This window comes from Kribbella qitaiheensis, assembly GCF_014217565.1.
GTDB classification, from domain to species: domain Bacteria; phylum Actinomycetota; class Actinomycetes; order Propionibacteriales; family Kribbellaceae; genus Kribbella; species Kribbella qitaiheensis_A.
Map to the genome: position 1 here is coordinate 5,610,740 of NZ_CP043661.1, position 15,891 is coordinate 5,626,630.

A 15,891-nucleotide genomic window follows, 5' to 3' on the forward strand; every position below is an offset into this window, starting at 1 on the left:
CTACACGGCGGTACGGAGGGCCGCGGCGACGACTTCTACCGCAGGCGTCCGGGTCGCGCGAGTCAGCAGGAAGACCTCGCGGGTGAGATCGCCCTCGGCCAGGGAACGAACCGCGACGCCTGGTACGCCGTAACCGAGGACGAGGTCGGGGAGGAGGGCGCAGGCGCCCGTGGTACGGACCATTTCGACGAGGATCAGGAAGTCGTCGGAGGCATACCGCAGGTCGGGCTCGAAGCCGCCGAGCTCGCGGCAGGCACGGATCTGCATCTCGCGATGGCCGGTGCCCGGTTGGCAGGCGGCCCATCGGGCGCCGGACAGTTGCGCCATTCGTACCCGCTCGGTGGCCGCCGGCGGATGGGTTTCGGGTAGCACCAGGCGCACCTGCTCGCGGACCAACGGCTCCCGGGTCAGGTCGTCGTGGATGGGCCGTGGTTGGCCGGCGTACTCGTCTCCCACCAATGCGTCGAGTTGGCGCAGGCGAAGGGCCGGTATCGCCTCCTCGACTTCGGCCTCGGTGACCTCGATCCGGATGCCGGGATGACTGGCGGCCACTGCGGCGACGGCGGGCGCCACGATCCGCAGGAAGGCGGACTGGAAAGCGGCCACCCGGACGACGCCGGCCGGGTGGCCCGCGGTGAGGGCGGCCACCTCAGCCTCGGCGGCCTCCATCCCGTCGAGCAGGGTGGCTGCATGCCGAACCAGGACCTGGCCCGCGTCGGTGAGCCGCACGTTCCGGCCGGTGCGTTCGAGCAGCTTGGCACCCGCCTCGCGTTCGAGGACCGCGAGCTGCTGGGAGATCGCGCTCGGAGTGTAGCCGAGCGCCCGGGCGGCGCCGTGAACGGTTCCGCGGGCGTCGAGTTCGCGCAGGAGGCGCAGGCGGCGGAGATCGAGCATCGTGCACAAATGCTACTGGGTTTTGTGCACAAAGAGGAGATAGACGTGAATAGTTGACGATGTCAGCATCGGTGCGTGGGTGCCCTCCTCTGCCTCTTGTCAGCTGCCTGTTTCGGCGCGATGGCGATCTTCGGGAAGTACGCGTACGACGCCCGGGTCGACGTCGGTGATCTCCTCCTGCTGCGCTTCGTGATCGCGGCCGTCCTGCTGCTCGTCGTCGCCCGGGTGACCGGTGCTCTCCGCGGCCTGCCGCGACACTCGATCCCGGCCGGGCTCGCGATGGGCGGGATCGGCTACGCGACCCAGGCCGGCCTCTTCTTCGGTGCCCTCCAGCGGATGGACGCGTCGCTGCTCGCGCTGATCCTGTACGCCTACCCGGCCCTCGTGACGCTCGGTGCGATCGCCCTCGGCCGCGAACGGGCCACCGTACGCCGGGTCGTCGCGCTGCTGGTCGCCTCCGCAGGGACGGTCCTCGTCCTCGGCGCTGCGGCCGCGGGCGGCCTGGATGCCCTCGGTACGGCGATGGGCTTCGGTGCGGCCCTCGCGTACACGGTCTACATCCTGGTAGGGGACCGGATCGGTCCCGCGATCCCGCCACTGGCGCTGGCCGCACTCGTCTGTACCGGCGCCGCCGGAACCTTCGCGGTGGTCAGCGCGGTCCGCGGCGGTCCCCAGTTCGACTTCGATGCCGCCGGTTGGGGATGGGTTACGGCGATCGCCGTCGTCAGTACGGTGGCGGCGATCGTCTTGTTCTTCGCGGGCGTCGCCCGCGTCGGTCCGTCGGCCGCTTCCATCCTGTCGACGCTGGAACCAGTGGTCACGGTCGGGCTTGCGGCAGTCGTGTTCGGCGAGTCGCTCGGTGCCGTGCAGTTGGCCGGCGGTGCCTTGGTGCTCAGCGCGGCGGTCGTGATCCGGCCGGCCGAAGCCCGTCGGAGAGCCGCCGAGGATCGGCTAGTGCCCGGCGGCTTGGAGCAGTTGGGTGATGCGGCGCCGCGCGGCCTTCGGGTGCAGGGGTTCACAGCCCGCGTCGAGGCAACGGCGTACGACGCGGGGGTCGTCGCGCAGCAGCAGGAATCCCCGGCGGAGCAGGGTGAAAGGGGGCTTGCGGTGCTCGCGGAGGTCTCGCTGGAATCGACGGGCGAAGGTGACCAGGCGGTGGTGGCGGACGCAGATCGCAGCCGCCAGTAGTCCGCGATCCTTCAGCGCGCTGACGATCTGGTCCGCGAAGATGCCCTCGGCAATCACCAGTGGCGAGCCCTCGGTCGAGACCGGCCGGTGTCCGACTGTGCCGTCGGCGGAGATCTCGTAGATCGGCATGTCCGCGCTCCCCGTCGTACAGAGCGTCTCCAGTGCGGCCACGGCGCGCTCGCCGTCCCAGGAGGCGGGATCGTCCCAGTCGACGATGCCGAGGGGCGAGCGCGGCATCGCCTCGTCGTCGCCGTCGCGGTAGAAGTCGTCGAGCCGCACCACGGGCAGCCCTGTCAACTCCGCTTGATGGGATTTCCCGGTCCCGGACGGTCCCGCCAGCAACACCACACGCGCACTCACCCGGGCATTCTCCGCCATCGCAACCAGCACCCCTACCTATGGGTACTGCACAAAGCTGCAACGGGGAGCCGATCGGCGTAACGCTGCGTCCAGCAGGGGCGATATCCGAGCGACTTCAACTAGTGGTGGGGATGGGCGATGAGGCTGACCGTAGGCGGGGTTCTGGTGTACGCCGGGATCGTGGTGCTGCTGGTCGTCCAGACGGTGCGGCTGATCCAAATGGACCAACTCTGGGCCGATGGGATTGCCTTCACGCCGGTGTGTCTCGTGGCGGTCGTGGCTGCAACCGCGTTGATGTTCCTGGTGGGAGCGGTGGCTCGGCAGCCGTTGATCGACGGCGACGGTCCTTGGTTCAGCACCCTGGGGTGGGCAGTGGTGATCGGTCTGACGGGTGTTGGGATGGCGATCACTGCGCTGGCTTCCTACGGCAACGAGGCGGGGGTCTGGGTGACCGGGCCGGCGGTGTTCGTGCCGTTCTGGGTCCGGAAGCTGGAGGAGTCGTACCGCGAGGGTGTCGAGGAAGGCCTCCGCGAGCGGTCCTGATCCGCCGGCGTCCTGCGTTGGAGACACTAGTGCTCAGTTGAGCATTGGTGTGCTCGGATGTTGTGCGAGGTCTTGACGCATCCGCCCGCCATCGGGTTCACTCATGTTTGAGCAACGGGGTGCTCATATGAGCGAGTGAGGCTGAGTCTTGCAACGGCCGGTTAGGTGATGTCGACGGCGAAGGAGCAACTCGTGGTGGCACAGCGGAAGCGGATCGGGGGTGTGGCCGTCGCACTGCTCCTGGTGAGCGCAGTCGGTGGCTGCGCCGGCTGGGGTGGCGGCGGTGGAGGTGGCGGCGGCGACGCCGTCAACGTGCTGATGGTGAACAACCCGCAGATGGTGGATCTGCAGAAGCTCACGGCGGACAACTTCACCAAGCAGACCGGGATCAAGGTCAACTACACCGTCCTGCCGGAGAACGACGTCCGGGACAAGATCAGCCAGGAGTTCTCCAGCCAGGCCGGCCAGTACGACGTGGCCTCGCTGAGCAACTTCGAGATCCCGATCTACGCGACCAGCAAGTGGATCGCGCCGCTGTCGGACTACATCGCCAAGGACCCGACCTTCAACCAGGACGACGTGCTGAAGCCGATGACGACCTCGCTCAGCGGGGCGGACGGCAAGATCTACGGCGAACCGTTCTACGGCGAGTCGTCGTTCCTGATGTACCGCAAGGACGTGCTGGCCGCGAAGGGCATCACGATGCCGGCCAAGCCGACCTGGCAGGAGGTCGCCGATATCGCGGCCAAGGTGGACAACGCCCAGCCCGGGATGCGCGGCATCTGCCTGCGCGGCCAGCCCGGCTGGGGACAGCTGTTCGCGCCGCTGACCACGGTGGTGAACACCTTCGGCGGCACCTGGTTCACCGACGACTGGAAGGCCCAGGTCAGCTCGCCCGAGTTCACCGAGGCGACCAAGTTCTACGTCGACCTGGTCCGCGCGCACGGCGAGCTCGGCGCACCGCAGGCCGGCTTCACCGAGTGCCTCAACAACCTCGTCCAGGGCAACACGGCGATGTGGTACGACGCGACGTCGGCCGCCGGCTCGCTGGAAGCGCCGGACTCCCCGGTCAAGGGCAAGATCGGCTACGCCCCGGCGCCGGTCGTCAAGACCGACAGCTCCGGCTGGCTCTACACCTGGTCCTGGAGCATCCAGGAAGCCAGCAAGAAGAAGGACAACGCCTGGAAGTTCATCTCCTGGGCGTCCAGCAAGCAGTACGAGGAGCTCGTCGGTCAGCAGCTCGGCTGGTCCCGCGTCCCGGCCGGCAAGCGCGCCTCGACATACGAGAACCCGGACTATCTGAAGGAAGCCGCCGCGTTCGCCGAGCCGACCAAGCAGGCGATCGAGAGGGCCGACCCGGCCAACCCCGGCGTGCAGAAGCGGCCGGCGATCGGGATCCAGTTCATCGACATCCCGGAGTTCCCGGATCTCGGCACCCAGGTCAGCCAGGACGTCAGTTCGGCGATCGCCGGCCGGATGAGTGTCGAGAAGGCCCTGAAACAAGGGCAGACGCTCGCCGACGACGTGGCCGAGCGGTACCGGTCCAGAGAAGCGAAGTGAGGAACCGCCATGACTGTTGATACCGAGGTTCGCCCGGGCCGTCATGCCGCGGTCCCGCCCGGATCATCCGGCTCGCTGCTGCGCAGTACCGGCGACTGGGCCCGGCGGGCGCCGCTGATGCCCGCGCTGGTCTTCATGATCATCGTCACCCAGTTGCCGTTCGTGGTCACGATCATCGCCTCGTTCATGAACTGGAACGCCTACTACCCCGACGAGCGCGGCTTCGCCGGGATCGACAACTTCCGCCGGGTGGTCACCGATGTGAACACCCGGCACGCCATCCTGGTGACGATCCTGCTCACCGCCGGCGTCGTGCTGATCAGCCTGGTGTTCGGGCTGTGCGTCGCGCTGCTGCTGGACCGGAAGTTCCGCGGCCGTGGCCTGGTCCGGACGATGATGATCACGCCGTTCCTGATCGTGCCGGTGGCGGCCGCGCTGCTGTGGAAGCACGCGCTCTACAACCCGGAGTACGGGCTGTTCAACGGCCTGCTGAAGGGGATCTTCGGCGACAGCGCGCCGCAGCCGGACTGGATCAGCAACCAGCCGTTGTGGGCGGTGATCTTCGCGCTGGTCTGGCAGTGGACGCCGTTCATGATGCTGATCCTGCTGGCCGGGCTGCAGAGCCGCCCGCTCGACGTGATCGAGGCGGCCGGGATCGACGGCGCGAGCAAGTGGGCCATCTTCCGCTACATGACGATGCCGCACCTGCGGCAGTACCTCGAACTGAGCGCGCTGCTCGGCTCGATCTACGTGGTGCAGAACTTCGACGCCGTCTTCACCATCACCTCGGGCGGTTTGGGTACGGCGAACCTGCCGTACACGATCTACCAGACCTTCTACACCGCTCACGACTACGGCCGGGCCTCGGCCGCCGGCGTCATCGTGGTGATCGGCACGATCATCATCGCGACCTTCGCCCTGCGTTCGGTGTCCACACTGTTCAAGGAGGAGGGACGATGACCGGCCAGGTGATGATGGTGACGGGGAAGAAGAACCGGGGTGGCGGCTGGGCTCTGAGCGGGCTGGCCTGGGTAGTCGGTCTGCTGTTCGTCCTTCCGGTGCTGTGGATGGCGCTGACCTCGTTCCACGGCGAGAACGACGCGGCGAAGAACCCGCCCGACCTGACCGCGCCGCTGACCCTCGACGGGTTCCGGTCGTTCTTCGACACCGGCCCCTGGCCGTCGATCGCGAACTCACTGACCGCGAGCATCCTGTCCACGGTGCTGGTGATCCTGCTCGCCTTCCCGGCGGCGTACGCGCTGTCCATCAAGCCGGTGAAGAAGTGGACGGACGTGATGTTCTTCTTCCTGTCCACCAAGATGCTGCCGGTGGTCGCCGGGCTGCTGCCGATCTATCTGTTCGCCCAGTTCGCCGGGCTGCTGGACAACATCTGGTTGCTGATCGTGTTGTACACCTCGATGAACCTGCCGATCGCGGTCTGGATGCTGCGCAGCTTCCTGGCCGAGGTGCCGGTCGAGATCCTCGAGGCGGCCTCGGTCGACGGCGCCGGGCTGATCAGGACGCTGCGCTCGGTGGTCGCGCCGGTGGTCACTCCGGGGATCGCGTCGGCGGGGTTGATCTGCTTCATCTTCAGCTGGAACGAACTGCTGTTCGCCCGGGTGCTGACGGGTACGGTGGCACAGACCGCGCCGGTCTTCCTGACCGGGTTCGTCACCAGCCAGGGCCTGTTCCTGGCAAAGGTCTGCGCCGCCTCGCTGGTGGTGTCGCTGCCGGTGCTGATCGCGGGATTCGCTGCCCAGGACAAGCTGGTCCAGGGCCTGTCGCTCGGGGCGGTCAAGTGACACAGCTGGGAACGGCCACGATGGGTGCCCTCGGCAACGAGGTCGGCGGCCCGGAGTACGACCGTACCGCGGTACGCGCCGGCATCGTGCACTTCGGGGTCGGCGGGTTCCACCGGGCTCATCAGGCGATGTACCTCGATCGGCTGATGAACGACGGCAAGGCCCTCGACTGGGGGATCTGCGGGATCGGCGTACTGCCGCAGGACCGCCGGATGGCTGACGTGATGGAGGCGCAGGACGGCCTCTACACACTGGTGGTGAAGTACGCGGACGGCACCTTGGAGCCGCGGGTGATCGGCTCGATCGTGGACTACCTGTTCGCGCCGGACGATCCGGCGGCGGTGCTGGCGCGGATGACGGATCCGGCCACCCGGATCGTCTCGCTGACGATCACCGAGGGCGGCTACCACGTGAATCAGGTGACCGGGGAGCTGGACGCGTCCGATCCCGGTCTCACCGCCGACCTCGGGCCGGGTGCCACGCCGGTCAGCGTCTTCGGGTTCGTGATCGAGGCGCTGGCCCGCCGGCGTACGGAGGGAACCCCGCCGTTCACGGTGATGTCGTGCGACAACATCCCGGGTAACGGGCACGTCGCTCGGAAGATGCTGACGTCCTTCGCGAGGCTGAAGGATCCGGAGCTGGCGGACTGGATCGAGCGCGAGGTGCGCTTCCCGAATTCGATGGTGGACCGGATCACGCCGGTCACGACCGATACGGACAAGGCGGCACTGGCGGAGAAGTTCGGCATCGAGGACGGCTGGCCGGTGGTCTGCGAGCCGTTCACGCAGTGGGTGCTCGAGGACGACTTCGGCGGCGAGCGGCCGCAGTACGAGGAAGTGGGGGTGCAGTTGGTCGCGGACGTCGAGCCGTACGAGCTGATGAAGCTGCGGCTGCTGAACGCGAGCCACCAGGCGCTCTGCTACCTCGGCTATCTGGCCGGCTACCGGTATGCGCACGAGGTCTGCCAGGACAAGTTGTTCGTCGACTTCCTGCTCGGCTACATGGATGAAGAGGGCGCGCCGACGCTGCCGCCGGTGCCGGGCGTCGACCTCGACGGGTACAAGCGGGAGCTGATCGAGCGGTTCGCCAACCCGGAGGTCCGGGACACGCTCGCCCGGCTCTGCGCCGAGAGCTCGGACCGGATCCCGAAGTGGCTGGTGCCGGTCATCCGCGAGCAGCTGGCCGCCGGGCGCGAGATCAAGCGGTCCGCGCTGGTGGTGGCCGCCTGGGCCCGGTACGCCGAGGGGACCGACGAGCAGGGCGAGCCGATCGAGGTGGTCGACCGGCTGCGCGACAAGCTGGTCGAGCGCGCGCAGCACAACCGGGACGAGCCATTGCTCTTCGTGTCCGATCGAGATCTTTTCGGTGATCTGGTCGACGACGAGCGGTTCGTCCAGGCCTACACGTCGGCATTGAGGTCGCTGCACGAGCGAGGAGCGCGAGCAACACTCGAGGAACTGGCTGGGTGAGGGTGTCGTTGTCACTGATGATGACAACTGAGCACTGGCCGCGGCGAACCCCTGAAACAGCTACGGTGCCGCACGGACACGGATAGGGGGCAGGGCGGACGTGAACAACCAGGCGCTCGGTGACGGCGACGATGACGACGAACTGCTGGCGGACGTCGCCCGTCGGTACTACCTGGACAACACGTCCAAGGTCGATATCGCCAAGGACCTGAACCTGAGCCGGTTCAAGGTCGCCCGGTTGCTCGAGGACGCGCGGGCCCGCGGGATCGTGCAGATCCAGATCAAGAGCCCCAGTCCGATCGACCGGGCGCTCGCGGATCAGCTCGCCGAGGCGCTCGACGTACCGCGCTGTGTGGTCACGCATACGTCGGGATCGCCGGACCAGGTCCGCGACCAGGTCGCCGAGGCGGCGGCGCGGACCGTGGCGCCGCTGGTCCACGACGGCGACCTGCTCGGCCTCACCTGGAGCCGGGCCGTCGACGCGATGGTCGACCACTTCGACACGTTGCCCGCCTGCACGGTCGTGCAGATGGCCGGTTCGCTGCATTCGCCTTCGGGCGGCGGCAGCACGATGGACCTGGCCCGTCGCGCGGCCGCGCTCGCGGGCGGCACGGCGCACGCCGTACATGCTCCGCTTGTCGTCGACGACATCGCGGCGGTGACCGCGTTGCGCCGTCAGCCCGGCATCGCCGACACGCTCGCGCTCGCCGATGGGCTGGATATCTCGGTGGTCGCGATCGGGGCCTGGCGGTCCGGTTGTTCCACCGTGTGGGACGCGGTGTCGGAGGAGATCCGGGACGAGGGGCTGGCAAGAGGGGCAATCGCTGAGATCAGCGGGCATCTTCTCGATTCTGACGGCAAACTGGTCGAGTCACCGTTGGAGCAGATGATCATCGCGGTGTCGATGGACCAGTTGCGCCGGCCGGCCGAACGGGTAGCGCTGGCTGCCGGCGTGCACCGCGCTCCGGCGGTGATCGCCGCGGTGCGGGCCGGCCTGGTCAGCACCCTGGTGACCACGACCGACCTTGCCCGCGAAGTACTGCGGCAACTCGCCGCCCTCGAGAGGACCTGATCGATGACTGATCCCAGGCTGGTTGCCGGTGTGGACTGTTCCACCCAGGCGACCAAGGTCGTGGTGTGCGACGCGGCCACCGGGGAGGTGCTCCGCGAAGGGCGGGCGCCGCATCCCGACGCGACCCAGGTCGATCCGGCCGAGTGGCTCCGGGCCTGGGAGATCGCCTCCGACGGTCTGCTGGACGGCGTCGAGGCGATCTCGGTCGGCGGTCAGCAGCACGGGATGGTGCTGCTGGACGGAGCCGGTGAGGTCGTCCACCCGGCGGTGTTGTGGAACGACACGAGTTCGGCCGACGCGACGCTGGAGCTGGTCTCGGAGCTGGGTGGGGCCGATGCGTGGGCTGCCGCTGTGGGATCTGTGCCGGTGTCTTCGTTTACGGTGACCAAGTTGCGATGGGTCCGGAGCGCGGCGCCTGATGCGGCCGCGCGGGCCGAGGCCGTGGTGTTGCCGCACGACTGGCTGACCCACAAGCTGGCCGCCGATCGTGGCGGGATCGAGGACCTGACCACCGATCGCGGCGACGCGTCCGGGACCGGGTGGTGGTCGCCGATCGCCAACTCGTACCGGCCGGATCTGGTGGAGTTGGCGTTCGGTCGCGCTCTTTCGTTGCCGCGCGTAGCTGGTCCTTCTGAGGTCGTCGGCCATACCGCTGCGGGTGCTGCGCTGGCCGCTGGGACGGGCGACAACATGGCCGCCGCGCTGGGGCTGGAGTTGCAGCCTGGCGATGTGGCGGTCTCGCTGGGAACCTCCGGTACTGCGTTCGCGACCAGCGCGTCGCCCACTGCCGACCCGAGTGGCTTCGTGGCCGGGTTCGCGGATGCGACCGGGGGTTATCTGCCGCTCGTGTGCACCTTGAACGCAGCCCGGGTGATGTCCGCGACGGCCGCATTGCTCGGAATGGACCTGGCTGCCTTGGACGAGGCGGCTTTGGGATCCTCCGGCAGTGGTGGCCTCGTGATGCTCCCGTACCTGGACGGCGAACGCACTCCGGACCTGCCGCACTCGACCGGCTTGGTCTACGGCCTCACCCGGGCGACCGCACAACCGGCGACGATGGCCCGCGCCGCCGTCGAAGGAATGCTGTGCGGCCTGGCGGATGCGGTCGACGCACTGCGCGCCCAGGGTCTGCCGGTTGAGCGGGTGCTGCTGCTGGGCGGAGCGGCCCGCTCCCGCGCAGTACAGGCTCTGGCTCCTGCTCTGCTCGGGGCTCCGGTCGTTCTGCCCGAGCCCGGCGAGTACGTTGCCCTCGGCGCGGCCCGCCAGGCAGCATGGGCCGTCTCCGGCGCCGACGCCCCACCCCGCTGGGAGACCGCGGTCAGCAAGCCCGAGCCCTCGGTCATGACCGACTCCGAAGCCGCCCAAGTCCGCAACCTCTACGCCTCTGTCCTCACCGGCACCCGCCCCCTCCTCGCCGCGGCCAAGGACTGGCCCGCCAAGCGCTGACGGGTTCAGCCGACCACCCCCTCGCTCACCGCATGGCGATGCCGCCGCCCGCTGGTGTGGGGGTTAGCTCCGCGTGTGGGGGTTCGCTCCGCGTGTGGGGGTTCGCTCCGCGTCTGGGGGTTCGCTCCGCGTGTGGGGGTTAGCTCCGCGTCTGGGGGTTAGCCCACTCGCATACCAGTGGGCTAACCCCCACTGGAGGAGGGAACCCCTAGGCGGGGGAGGGAACCACCGCTCCCGGCCGGTGGTTCGAGGCCGGGGTGGAGGTGGGGTACTTAGTTGATCAGGGTCTTGACGATGGTGGTCATTCGGTCGACGGGGATGGCGAAGCCGATGCCGATGTTGCCGGCGCGGGAGCTGGAGCCGAGGGTGGCGATGGCGGTGTTGACGCCGACGACCTGACCGGCGGCGTTGACGAGTGGGCCGCCGGACGGGCGTGGCTGACAGCCACGCAGGCCCTCGCCTGTGGTGCTTGAGTGAGGGCCTGCGTCGGGTTGGTGGTTACTTGACTGTGGTGGTGATGACTGGGGAGAGGCCGCCGGTGTGTTGGGTGGTGGGGGCTCGGTAGACGCGGATTCCCCAGGCGCCCGCGGTCGGGAAGGCGTAGGTCATCCGGGCGATGCGGGTGGTGGGGACTGCGACGCTGCGGACCGTGGTCCACGTCGTCGTACCGGGCTTGCGGACCTGGAGGTGGGCCACGTTGCCGGCGTCGTACGGCGAGGCGGTGACCTCGTATGCCGCGGTGACGTTGCGGGTCGCCGTACCTGGTGCGCTTCGCCAGCCGACGGTGGCGACCGAGGACGCCGCGATGGCCGGGGTGAGCACGGTCTCGCCCGGGACGGACGAAGCCAGCACGGCCCGGAAGTTGCCGTTGATCGAGCTGGTGAACGGGACCGAGGCGATTCCGCCGGTCACGGTCTTCGCCGCGCCGATCGTCACCCACGCTGTGGTGCCGACGTTCTGCCGTTGCAGGGTGACGTTGATCCCCGCGGCTGCGCCAGACCAGAGATACCGGTGCCCCGGCCTCATCATAGAGATTTCCGGGTTCTGGTCCAGACCGTCTACAGAGGGTCTACAGACTCAGCGCAGTACGCCGGAGACCGGCGCCGGCCCCGGGTCTTCTTCGGCGTGCCGGATCACCCAGTCGTCGAGGTCCTCGGCGGCTTCGTAGGGATCGTTCAGCAGCCTCGCACGCCAGCTCGATTGATCGGGTCCGGCCGAAGCGAGCAGCTCGGCGATCGCCGGCCAGGGCATCCCGTCAGCCTGCGCGGCCAGCAGAGTAGCGGCGAGAAAACGCTGTGCTGCTTGAAGAATTCGGCCTGCTTCGGCGACAGCCTCCGTCGTACTGCGGTCCGTCGGTACTGCGTGCCGGGCGAGTTCGGACAGCTCGCAAGCCTCGTAGGACAAGGCGATCCGGGCGATGGCCGGTGTCATCGGGAAGCCTTGACGAAGTAGACGACGGTCATCGCGATCGCCAACGTCAGCACAAGCGCTCGCAGTACGGAGGGCGAGAGTCGGCGGGCGACCGTGGCGCCGCTGAAGCCGCCCGCCACCGCGCCGGCGATCAGCGCCGCGAGGGTGGTCGGGCGATCCGCGACGTCGGAGGCGAGCAGGAAGATGACCGTGGCCGTGAAGTAGATCGCCGCGAGCTGGGCGACCCGGGGCGGATTGCCGCGGGCGGGATCGAGGCCGAGCCCGATGCTCCAGAAGGCGACCATCATCAGGCCGACCGCGCCGCCGAAGTACCCGCCGTACAGAGCGAGCACGAACTGGCCGCCGAGGATCGTGGGCTGGTTGAGCGCGCCCGTCTTGAGAGCGGCGGCGACCCGTCGCCCGAAGGCGAGGATGAGAGTGGCGCAAGCCAGCAACCACGGAACGACGGCGTCGAAGGAGTCCGACGGAAGGGAGAGCAGCAGTACTGCGCCAAGCCCGCCGCCGACCACGCTGGTCGCGGTCAGGGTCCTCGTCGAGGTCCCGGCAAGCGGCTGCAGCTCGCGCCGATAGACCCAGAGGCTGGCCAAGCCGCCGGGCAACAGAGCAACCGTGGTTGCGGCGTTCGCTGTGACCGGCGCGAGGCCGGCGGCCACCAGAACCGGGAACGCCACGAAGCTGCCGCCGCCTCCGACCGAGTTCAGCGCGCCGGAGACGAGACCGGCGAGCAGAACGATCAGGAGTTGGGCCACACCTCCGAGGATCATGCCTGCGGGCAGACCTTCACAATGCGCGATTGACGCAGCCAGCCTAAGGTGTGGACATAGGCTGGTCTCATGCGTTACGACCTGGATGACCTGCGGCTGTTCGTACACGTCGTTGCAGAAGGCTCGATCACGGCCGGCGCCGGTCTCATGCATCTGAGCCTGCCTTCAGCCAGCGCGCGGGTCAGAGCGCTCGAAGGGCAGGCGGGAGTGCCGCTGCTGATTCGCGAACGACGTGGCGTCCGGCCGACCCCCGCCGGTACGACGTTGGCTCGCCACGCGCGCGAAGTACTGGCTCGTACGGCGCAGCTCGACAGCGCGGTCGCGAGCTATACCGCGGCCCGAGCCAGACCGCTCGTGATCGTGGCGGGGACATCGGGACTGCATCGCGTCGTACCGGAGGCGCTGGCGACGTTCCTGCGCGAGTATCCGGAGTACGACGTGACTGTCTCCGAGCAGCGCACGCCGCAGAGCCTCCGAATGCTTGCCGAAGGCAACGCCGATCTGGGCGTGGTCGTCGACGAGCAGCCAACGGATCTCTTCACGGAATTCCTGACCGACGACTCGCTCGTGGTGATCGGCTCGGCCGACGGCATCCTCGCGGACCGTACTGCGATGACGTACGCCGAGGCCGCCGAACACCCGATGGTCGGCCTGCACCCGTCGACCGCCCTTCGCCGCTGGATCGACAAGGCGCACGGCCCGCACGCCCCGGTCCCGCGCTACCGGACCCTCGCGCCGAACCTCCACACCGTCATCGCCCTGGCCGCAGCCGGCGCCGGCCTCGCCATCGTCCCCCGTCGCACGGTGGACCCGGCCTTGTCGCAGGCCGGTCGGCAGACTCCTCTACTGGTCCTGCGCCCGCTCCGCGACGCCTGGGCGACCCGCCGCCACCTGCTCTGCTACTCCACCCGCGATCCCAGCCCCGCCACGAAGGCGCTGGCCCGCCACCTGCACCTCGCCGCCAAGCCGGACTAAGGTCAGGGGATGGTGGTATTCGGTGGGCTACTTGCGGTGATGGGTCTGGCGACCCTGATCTTTCGGGACAGTGATGTCGTCGGGGTGTCGCCGGCCGGCATCGGAGTCGTGCTGCTGGTGCTGGGCGCGGCGATCGCGGGTCTAGGCGTCGTACGCCGGGTGGTCGGCCGCCGTCGGCGGGCTGCGCGGGGTGAGCCGGAGCCGGTGGGGAACGTGATCGAGCGCGCGCAGGCGTTGCCGCGATTGGTGCGGGCCGCCCGGAGCGGCGCCTATCCAGGGTTGCCCAAGAGCAGGCTGGCTCTGTGGGGGTTCGCGCTGCTCTACCTGGTTTCGCCGATCGACGTTCTCCCGGACTTGCTGCCGATCATCGGGGTCGCCGACGACGCCGGGGTCGCCGTCTGGCTGTTCAGCAGCGTCTCCACAGCGGCAGGCCTGTACCTCCGCCACGAACGCGACCGCACCAAGCGCCCGCCGTACCTCTAAAAGCCCCGCCGTACCTCTAAAAGCTAGGCGGGGCGGCGGGCGATCGCGAGCAGCGAGCCACCGGCCGGGAAGTTCAGCCCGGCGCGGATCATCGCGCCTTCCAGCCGCATCGCCGCGTAGCAGGCCTTGTTGATCGGGGCCGCCATGTCGAGCTCTTCCTCGACGTTCCCCGCGTCCTTCTTCAGCAGCCGCGACGCCATCATCGCCGGCAGCAGCACGGACACGAACGACGCGATCCGGACCACCTCGAAGCCGGCCGCGGTGATCTCGGCCCTCAGCTCCTTCTTGGTGTACCGCTTGACGTGGTGCGCCGCGACGTCCGCCTCGCTCCACAGCCACTTGTGCTGCGGCACCGTGATCAGCAGGCCGCCACCGGGCTTGACCGCCCGGAACATACCGGCCAGTACCTCGGGCGCGGGCTCGATGTGCTCGATCACGTCGAACGCGCCGACCACGTCGAACTCGGCGTCGTACGGGACCTGGGTGGCGTCCATCTGCCGGAGCTCGACGCCCGCGGGCATCCGGATCCGGGCCTTGTCGAGGCCCTCTTCGAACAGTTCGGTACCGACCAGTCGCCAATCCGGATGGATCTGCCGGACCCGGTCGACGACGTACCCCGTGCCGCAGCCCAGCTCCAGGAACGATCTGGCCGCCGGGAACTGCTTGTCGAGTGCCCAGTTGATGAGATCACTGCGGCCTTTGAACCAGAAACTGGCCGCCTCGACCTGGAAGAGCTGCTCGAAATGCCGCGGGTCGTAGCCGCCTGTTGGACCTGCCGAAGTCATCGCCCGAGCATAGGGGGCGGGTCCATCCCAGCAAAACCCATGGTCGCTGAGAACTTCCCGGTAATTTGCAATTCACCGACCGGAAAGAAACCATCCGCCGGCCCCTGCCAGCACAAGCAAAACCGGCAACATCAGCAACACCGCCCACCGGCGTCGCCTTGGGCCGGCCAAGGGTGCGGTGGTCGTTTCGTCATCGGCCGCGACGAGTTCGGGCAGCGGCGTTTCCTGCTCGACCCGGTACGCCTCCCCTTCGAACCGTTCGGCCAGCGAATCCGCCCGCTGCCAGCGCTCGTCGACGCGGTAGGCGAGCGTCCGGGCCAGGATGGCATCGATATCGCCGACCGAATCCCCCAGCCACGGTCGCAGGCTGGGTGGGTCGGCGTCGGGGTCGCGGGTGATCACGTCGGTGATCGACGACGCGACGTAGGGCGGATGTCCGGTCAGCAGCGCATAGGTCACCGCACCGATCGCGTACACGTCGGCCCGTTCGTCGAAGCCGCCCGACTCGCGGCCCTGCTCCGGCGCCATGTACGACGGGGTGCCGACGGCCTGGGTCAGCCCGGACGCCTCCGCGACGCGTTTCGCCAGCCCCAGATCGGCCAGCACGATCCGGTGCGTACCGCCGCCCGTCTGGTCCGCCCGCGTCGGCCGGAGCAGCAGGTTCGCCGGGGTGATGTCGCGGTGGACGACACCCTCGTCGTGCAGCGCCGCCACCGCCCTGGCCAGGTCCGCGCCCCACCAGAGCGCGTCCGCGGCCGGGATCGGTCCCTGCCTGATGATGTCGGCCAGCGACCCGCCGCCGACGTGGTCCATCACGAAGTACGGCCTGCCGTCGGGCAGTTCGCCGAGATCGAACACCCGGACCACCCGATCGCTGGCGATCCGGCGCATCAGCCGCGCCTCGGCCAGGAACCGCTCACGGACATCGACCCGCGACGCCCAGTTGTCGGCCAGCACCTTGACCGCGACGTCGATGTCGAGGTCGTCGTCGTACCCGCGCCAGACGGTGGCGAAAGCACCCGCGCCGATTTTCGACTGCAGCCGGTAACGTCCGATGCCACCCATACTATTGTCGGTCATCCCGGCTATTGTCGGTGACAGAAAGGATCAAAGCGAACA

At 68.7% G+C, this 15,891-nt stretch carries 16 protein-coding genes and 1 pseudogene; 10 read left to right on the forward strand and 7 right to left on the reverse strand.

The window, feature by feature from the left end; translation table 11 throughout:
• A complete protein-coding gene (locus tag F1D05_RS26725; RefSeq protein WP_185443234.1) occupies positions 1–894 on the reverse strand; it encodes a LysR family transcriptional regulator in 894 nt (297 codons plus the stop codon).
• A gap of 75 nt (positions 895–969) precedes the next feature.
• On the opposite strand from F1D05_RS26725, the gene F1D05_RS26730 reads away from it, so the two are divergent.
• Positions 970–2,082, forward strand: coding sequence for a DMT family transporter (locus tag F1D05_RS26730; protein WP_281388760.1), 1,113 nt, complete (start codon positions 970–972; stop codon positions 2,080–2,082).
• Here F1D05_RS26730 and F1D05_RS40925 read toward each other — a convergent pair.
• Positions 2,065–2,460: pseudogene (locus F1D05_RS40925) on the reverse strand (uridine kinase family protein); the annotation flags it as partial. The gene F1D05_RS26730 and the pseudogene F1D05_RS40925 overlap by 18 nt on opposite strands.
• A 120-nt stretch (positions 2,461–2,580) precedes the next feature.
• Between F1D05_RS40925 and F1D05_RS26740 the strand changes: the two are divergent.
• The 7 genes from F1D05_RS26740 (at position 2,581) to F1D05_RS26770 (ending at position 10,334) form a co-directional block, all read left to right on the forward strand.
• Positions 2,581–2,985, forward strand: coding sequence for a hypothetical protein (locus F1D05_RS26740; RefSeq protein ID WP_185443236.1), 405 nt, complete (start codon positions 2,581–2,583; stop codon positions 2,983–2,985).
• 168 nt (positions 2,986–3,153) lie between these two features.
• Positions 3,154–4,545 (forward strand): ABC transporter substrate-binding protein, encoded by a 1,392-nt coding sequence (locus F1D05_RS26745; RefSeq protein ID WP_185443237.1) that lies wholly within the window; start codon positions 3,154–3,156, stop codon positions 4,543–4,545.
• 9 nt (positions 4,546–4,554) lie between these two features.
• Positions 4,555–5,505: a carbohydrate ABC transporter permease gene (locus F1D05_RS26750; protein WP_185443238.1), complete on the forward strand. Its 951-nt coding sequence runs from the start codon at positions 4,555–4,557 to the stop codon at positions 5,503–5,505.
• A complete protein-coding gene (locus F1D05_RS26755; RefSeq protein ID WP_185443239.1) occupies positions 5,502–6,347 on the forward strand; it encodes a carbohydrate ABC transporter permease in 846 nt (281 codons plus the stop codon). The genes F1D05_RS26750 and F1D05_RS26755 overlap by 4 nt, the downstream gene beginning before the upstream one ends.
• The gene (locus F1D05_RS26760; RefSeq protein ID WP_206685840.1) at positions 6,344–7,816 is read left to right on the forward strand and encodes a mannitol dehydrogenase family protein; all 1,473 of its coding nucleotides are present in this window, start codon (positions 6,344–6,346) and stop codon (positions 7,814–7,816) included. The genes F1D05_RS26755 and F1D05_RS26760 overlap by 4 nt, the downstream gene beginning before the upstream one ends.
• A 100-nt stretch (positions 7,817–7,916) precedes the next feature.
• Positions 7,917–8,888 (forward strand): sugar-binding transcriptional regulator, encoded by a 972-nt coding sequence (locus F1D05_RS26765; RefSeq protein ID WP_185443240.1) that lies wholly within the window; start codon positions 7,917–7,919, stop codon positions 8,886–8,888.
• A gap of 3 nt (positions 8,889–8,891) precedes the next feature.
• The gene (locus tag F1D05_RS26770; protein WP_185443241.1) at positions 8,892–10,334 is read left to right on the forward strand and encodes an FGGY family carbohydrate kinase; all 1,443 of its coding nucleotides are present in this window, start codon (positions 8,892–8,894) and stop codon (positions 10,332–10,334) included.
• 498 nt (positions 10,335–10,832) lie between these two features.
• Here the strand turns inward: F1D05_RS26770 and F1D05_RS26780 are convergent, their stop codons facing one another.
• The 3 genes from F1D05_RS26780 to F1D05_RS26790 are packed head-to-tail and all read right to left on the reverse strand — an operon-like array spanning position 10,833 to position 12,529.
• Entirely contained in the window at positions 10,833–11,360 is a 528-nt protein-coding gene (locus F1D05_RS26780) for a hypothetical protein (protein WP_206685841.1), read from the reverse strand.
• Positions 11,361–11,411: 51 nt separating this feature from the next.
• Entirely contained in the window at positions 11,412–11,765 is a 354-nt protein-coding gene (locus tag F1D05_RS26785) for a hypothetical protein (protein ID WP_185443243.1), read from the reverse strand.
• Positions 11,762–12,529 carry a sulfite exporter TauE/SafE family protein gene (locus F1D05_RS26790; RefSeq protein WP_246485992.1) on the reverse strand — a complete coding sequence of 256 codons (768 nt, stop codon included), beginning with the start codon at positions 12,527–12,529 and terminating at the stop codon, positions 11,762–11,764. Before F1D05_RS26790 ends, F1D05_RS26785 begins: the two co-directional genes overlap by 4 nt.
• Positions 12,530–12,598: 69 nt before the next feature.
• On the opposite strand from F1D05_RS26790, the gene F1D05_RS26795 reads away from it, so the two are divergent.
• On the forward strand, positions 12,599–13,504 hold the full coding sequence (locus F1D05_RS26795) for a LysR family transcriptional regulator (protein WP_185443244.1): 906 nt from the start codon (positions 12,599–12,601) through the stop codon (positions 13,502–13,504).
• A 9-nt stretch (positions 13,505–13,513) separates the two neighbouring features.
• Complete coding sequence (locus F1D05_RS26800) at positions 13,514–13,987, forward strand: YkvA family protein (protein WP_185443245.1); 474 nt, start codon at positions 13,514–13,516, stop codon at positions 13,985–13,987.
• A gap of 23 nt (positions 13,988–14,010) precedes the next feature.
• Here F1D05_RS26800 and F1D05_RS26805 read toward each other — a convergent pair whose 3' ends face one another.
• Both F1D05_RS26805 and F1D05_RS26810 read right to left on the reverse strand, forming a co-directional pair.
• Entirely contained in the window at positions 14,011–14,772 is a 762-nt protein-coding gene (locus F1D05_RS26805) for a class I SAM-dependent methyltransferase (protein ID WP_185443246.1), read from the reverse strand.
• 72 nt (positions 14,773–14,844) lie between these two features.
• Positions 14,845–15,852 (reverse strand): serine/threonine-protein kinase, encoded by a 1,008-nt coding sequence (locus tag F1D05_RS26810; RefSeq protein ID WP_246485993.1) that lies wholly within the window; start codon positions 15,850–15,852, stop codon positions 14,845–14,847.
• Positions 15,853–15,891 lie beyond the last annotated feature (39 nt).

What these genes read in the sequence shown, in the direction of transcription:
- F1D05_RS26725 (WP_185443234.1), bottom strand. Translation starts at nt 894, where the DNA reads ATGCTCGATCTCCGCCGCCTGCGCCTCCTGCGCGAACTCGACGCCCGC.
- F1D05_RS26795 (WP_185443244.1), top strand. Translation starts at nt 12,599, where the DNA reads ATGCGTTACGACCTGGATGACCTGCGGCTGTTCGTACACGTCGTTGCA.
- F1D05_RS26800 (WP_185443245.1), top strand. Translation starts at nt 13,514, where the DNA reads ATGGTGGTATTCGGTGGGCTACTTGCGGTGATGGGTCTGGCGACCCTG.
- F1D05_RS26780 (WP_206685841.1), bottom strand. Translation starts at nt 11,360, where the DNA reads ATGAGGCCGGGGCACCGGTATCTCTGGTCTGGCGCAGCCGCGGGGATC.
- F1D05_RS26805 (WP_185443246.1), bottom strand. Translation starts at nt 14,772, where the DNA reads ATGACTTCGGCAGGTCCAACAGGCGGCTACGACCCGCGGCATTTCGAG.
- F1D05_RS26740 (WP_185443236.1), top strand. Translation starts at nt 2,581, where the DNA reads ATGAGGCTGACCGTAGGCGGGGTTCTGGTGTACGCCGGGATCGTGGTG.
- F1D05_RS26750 (WP_185443238.1), top strand. Translation starts at nt 4,555, where the DNA reads ATGACTGTTGATACCGAGGTTCGCCCGGGCCGTCATGCCGCGGTCCCG.
- F1D05_RS26755 (WP_185443239.1), top strand. Translation starts at nt 5,502, where the DNA reads ATGACCGGCCAGGTGATGATGGTGACGGGGAAGAAGAACCGGGGTGGC.
- F1D05_RS26810 (WP_246485993.1), bottom strand. Translation starts at nt 15,852, where the DNA reads ATGACCGACAATAGTATGGGTGGCATCGGACGTTACCGGCTGCAGTCG.
- F1D05_RS26745 (WP_185443237.1), top strand. Translation starts at nt 3,154, where the DNA reads ATGTCGACGGCGAAGGAGCAACTCGTGGTGGCACAGCGGAAGCGGATC.
- F1D05_RS26785 (WP_185443243.1), bottom strand. Translation starts at nt 11,765, where the DNA reads ATGACACCGGCCATCGCCCGGATCGCCTTGTCCTACGAGGCTTGCGAG.
- F1D05_RS26790 (WP_246485992.1), bottom strand. Translation starts at nt 12,529, where the DNA reads ATGATCCTCGGAGGTGTGGCCCAACTCCTGATCGTTCTGCTCGCCGGT.
- F1D05_RS26770 (WP_185443241.1), top strand. Translation starts at nt 8,892, where the DNA reads ATGACTGATCCCAGGCTGGTTGCCGGTGTGGACTGTTCCACCCAGGCG.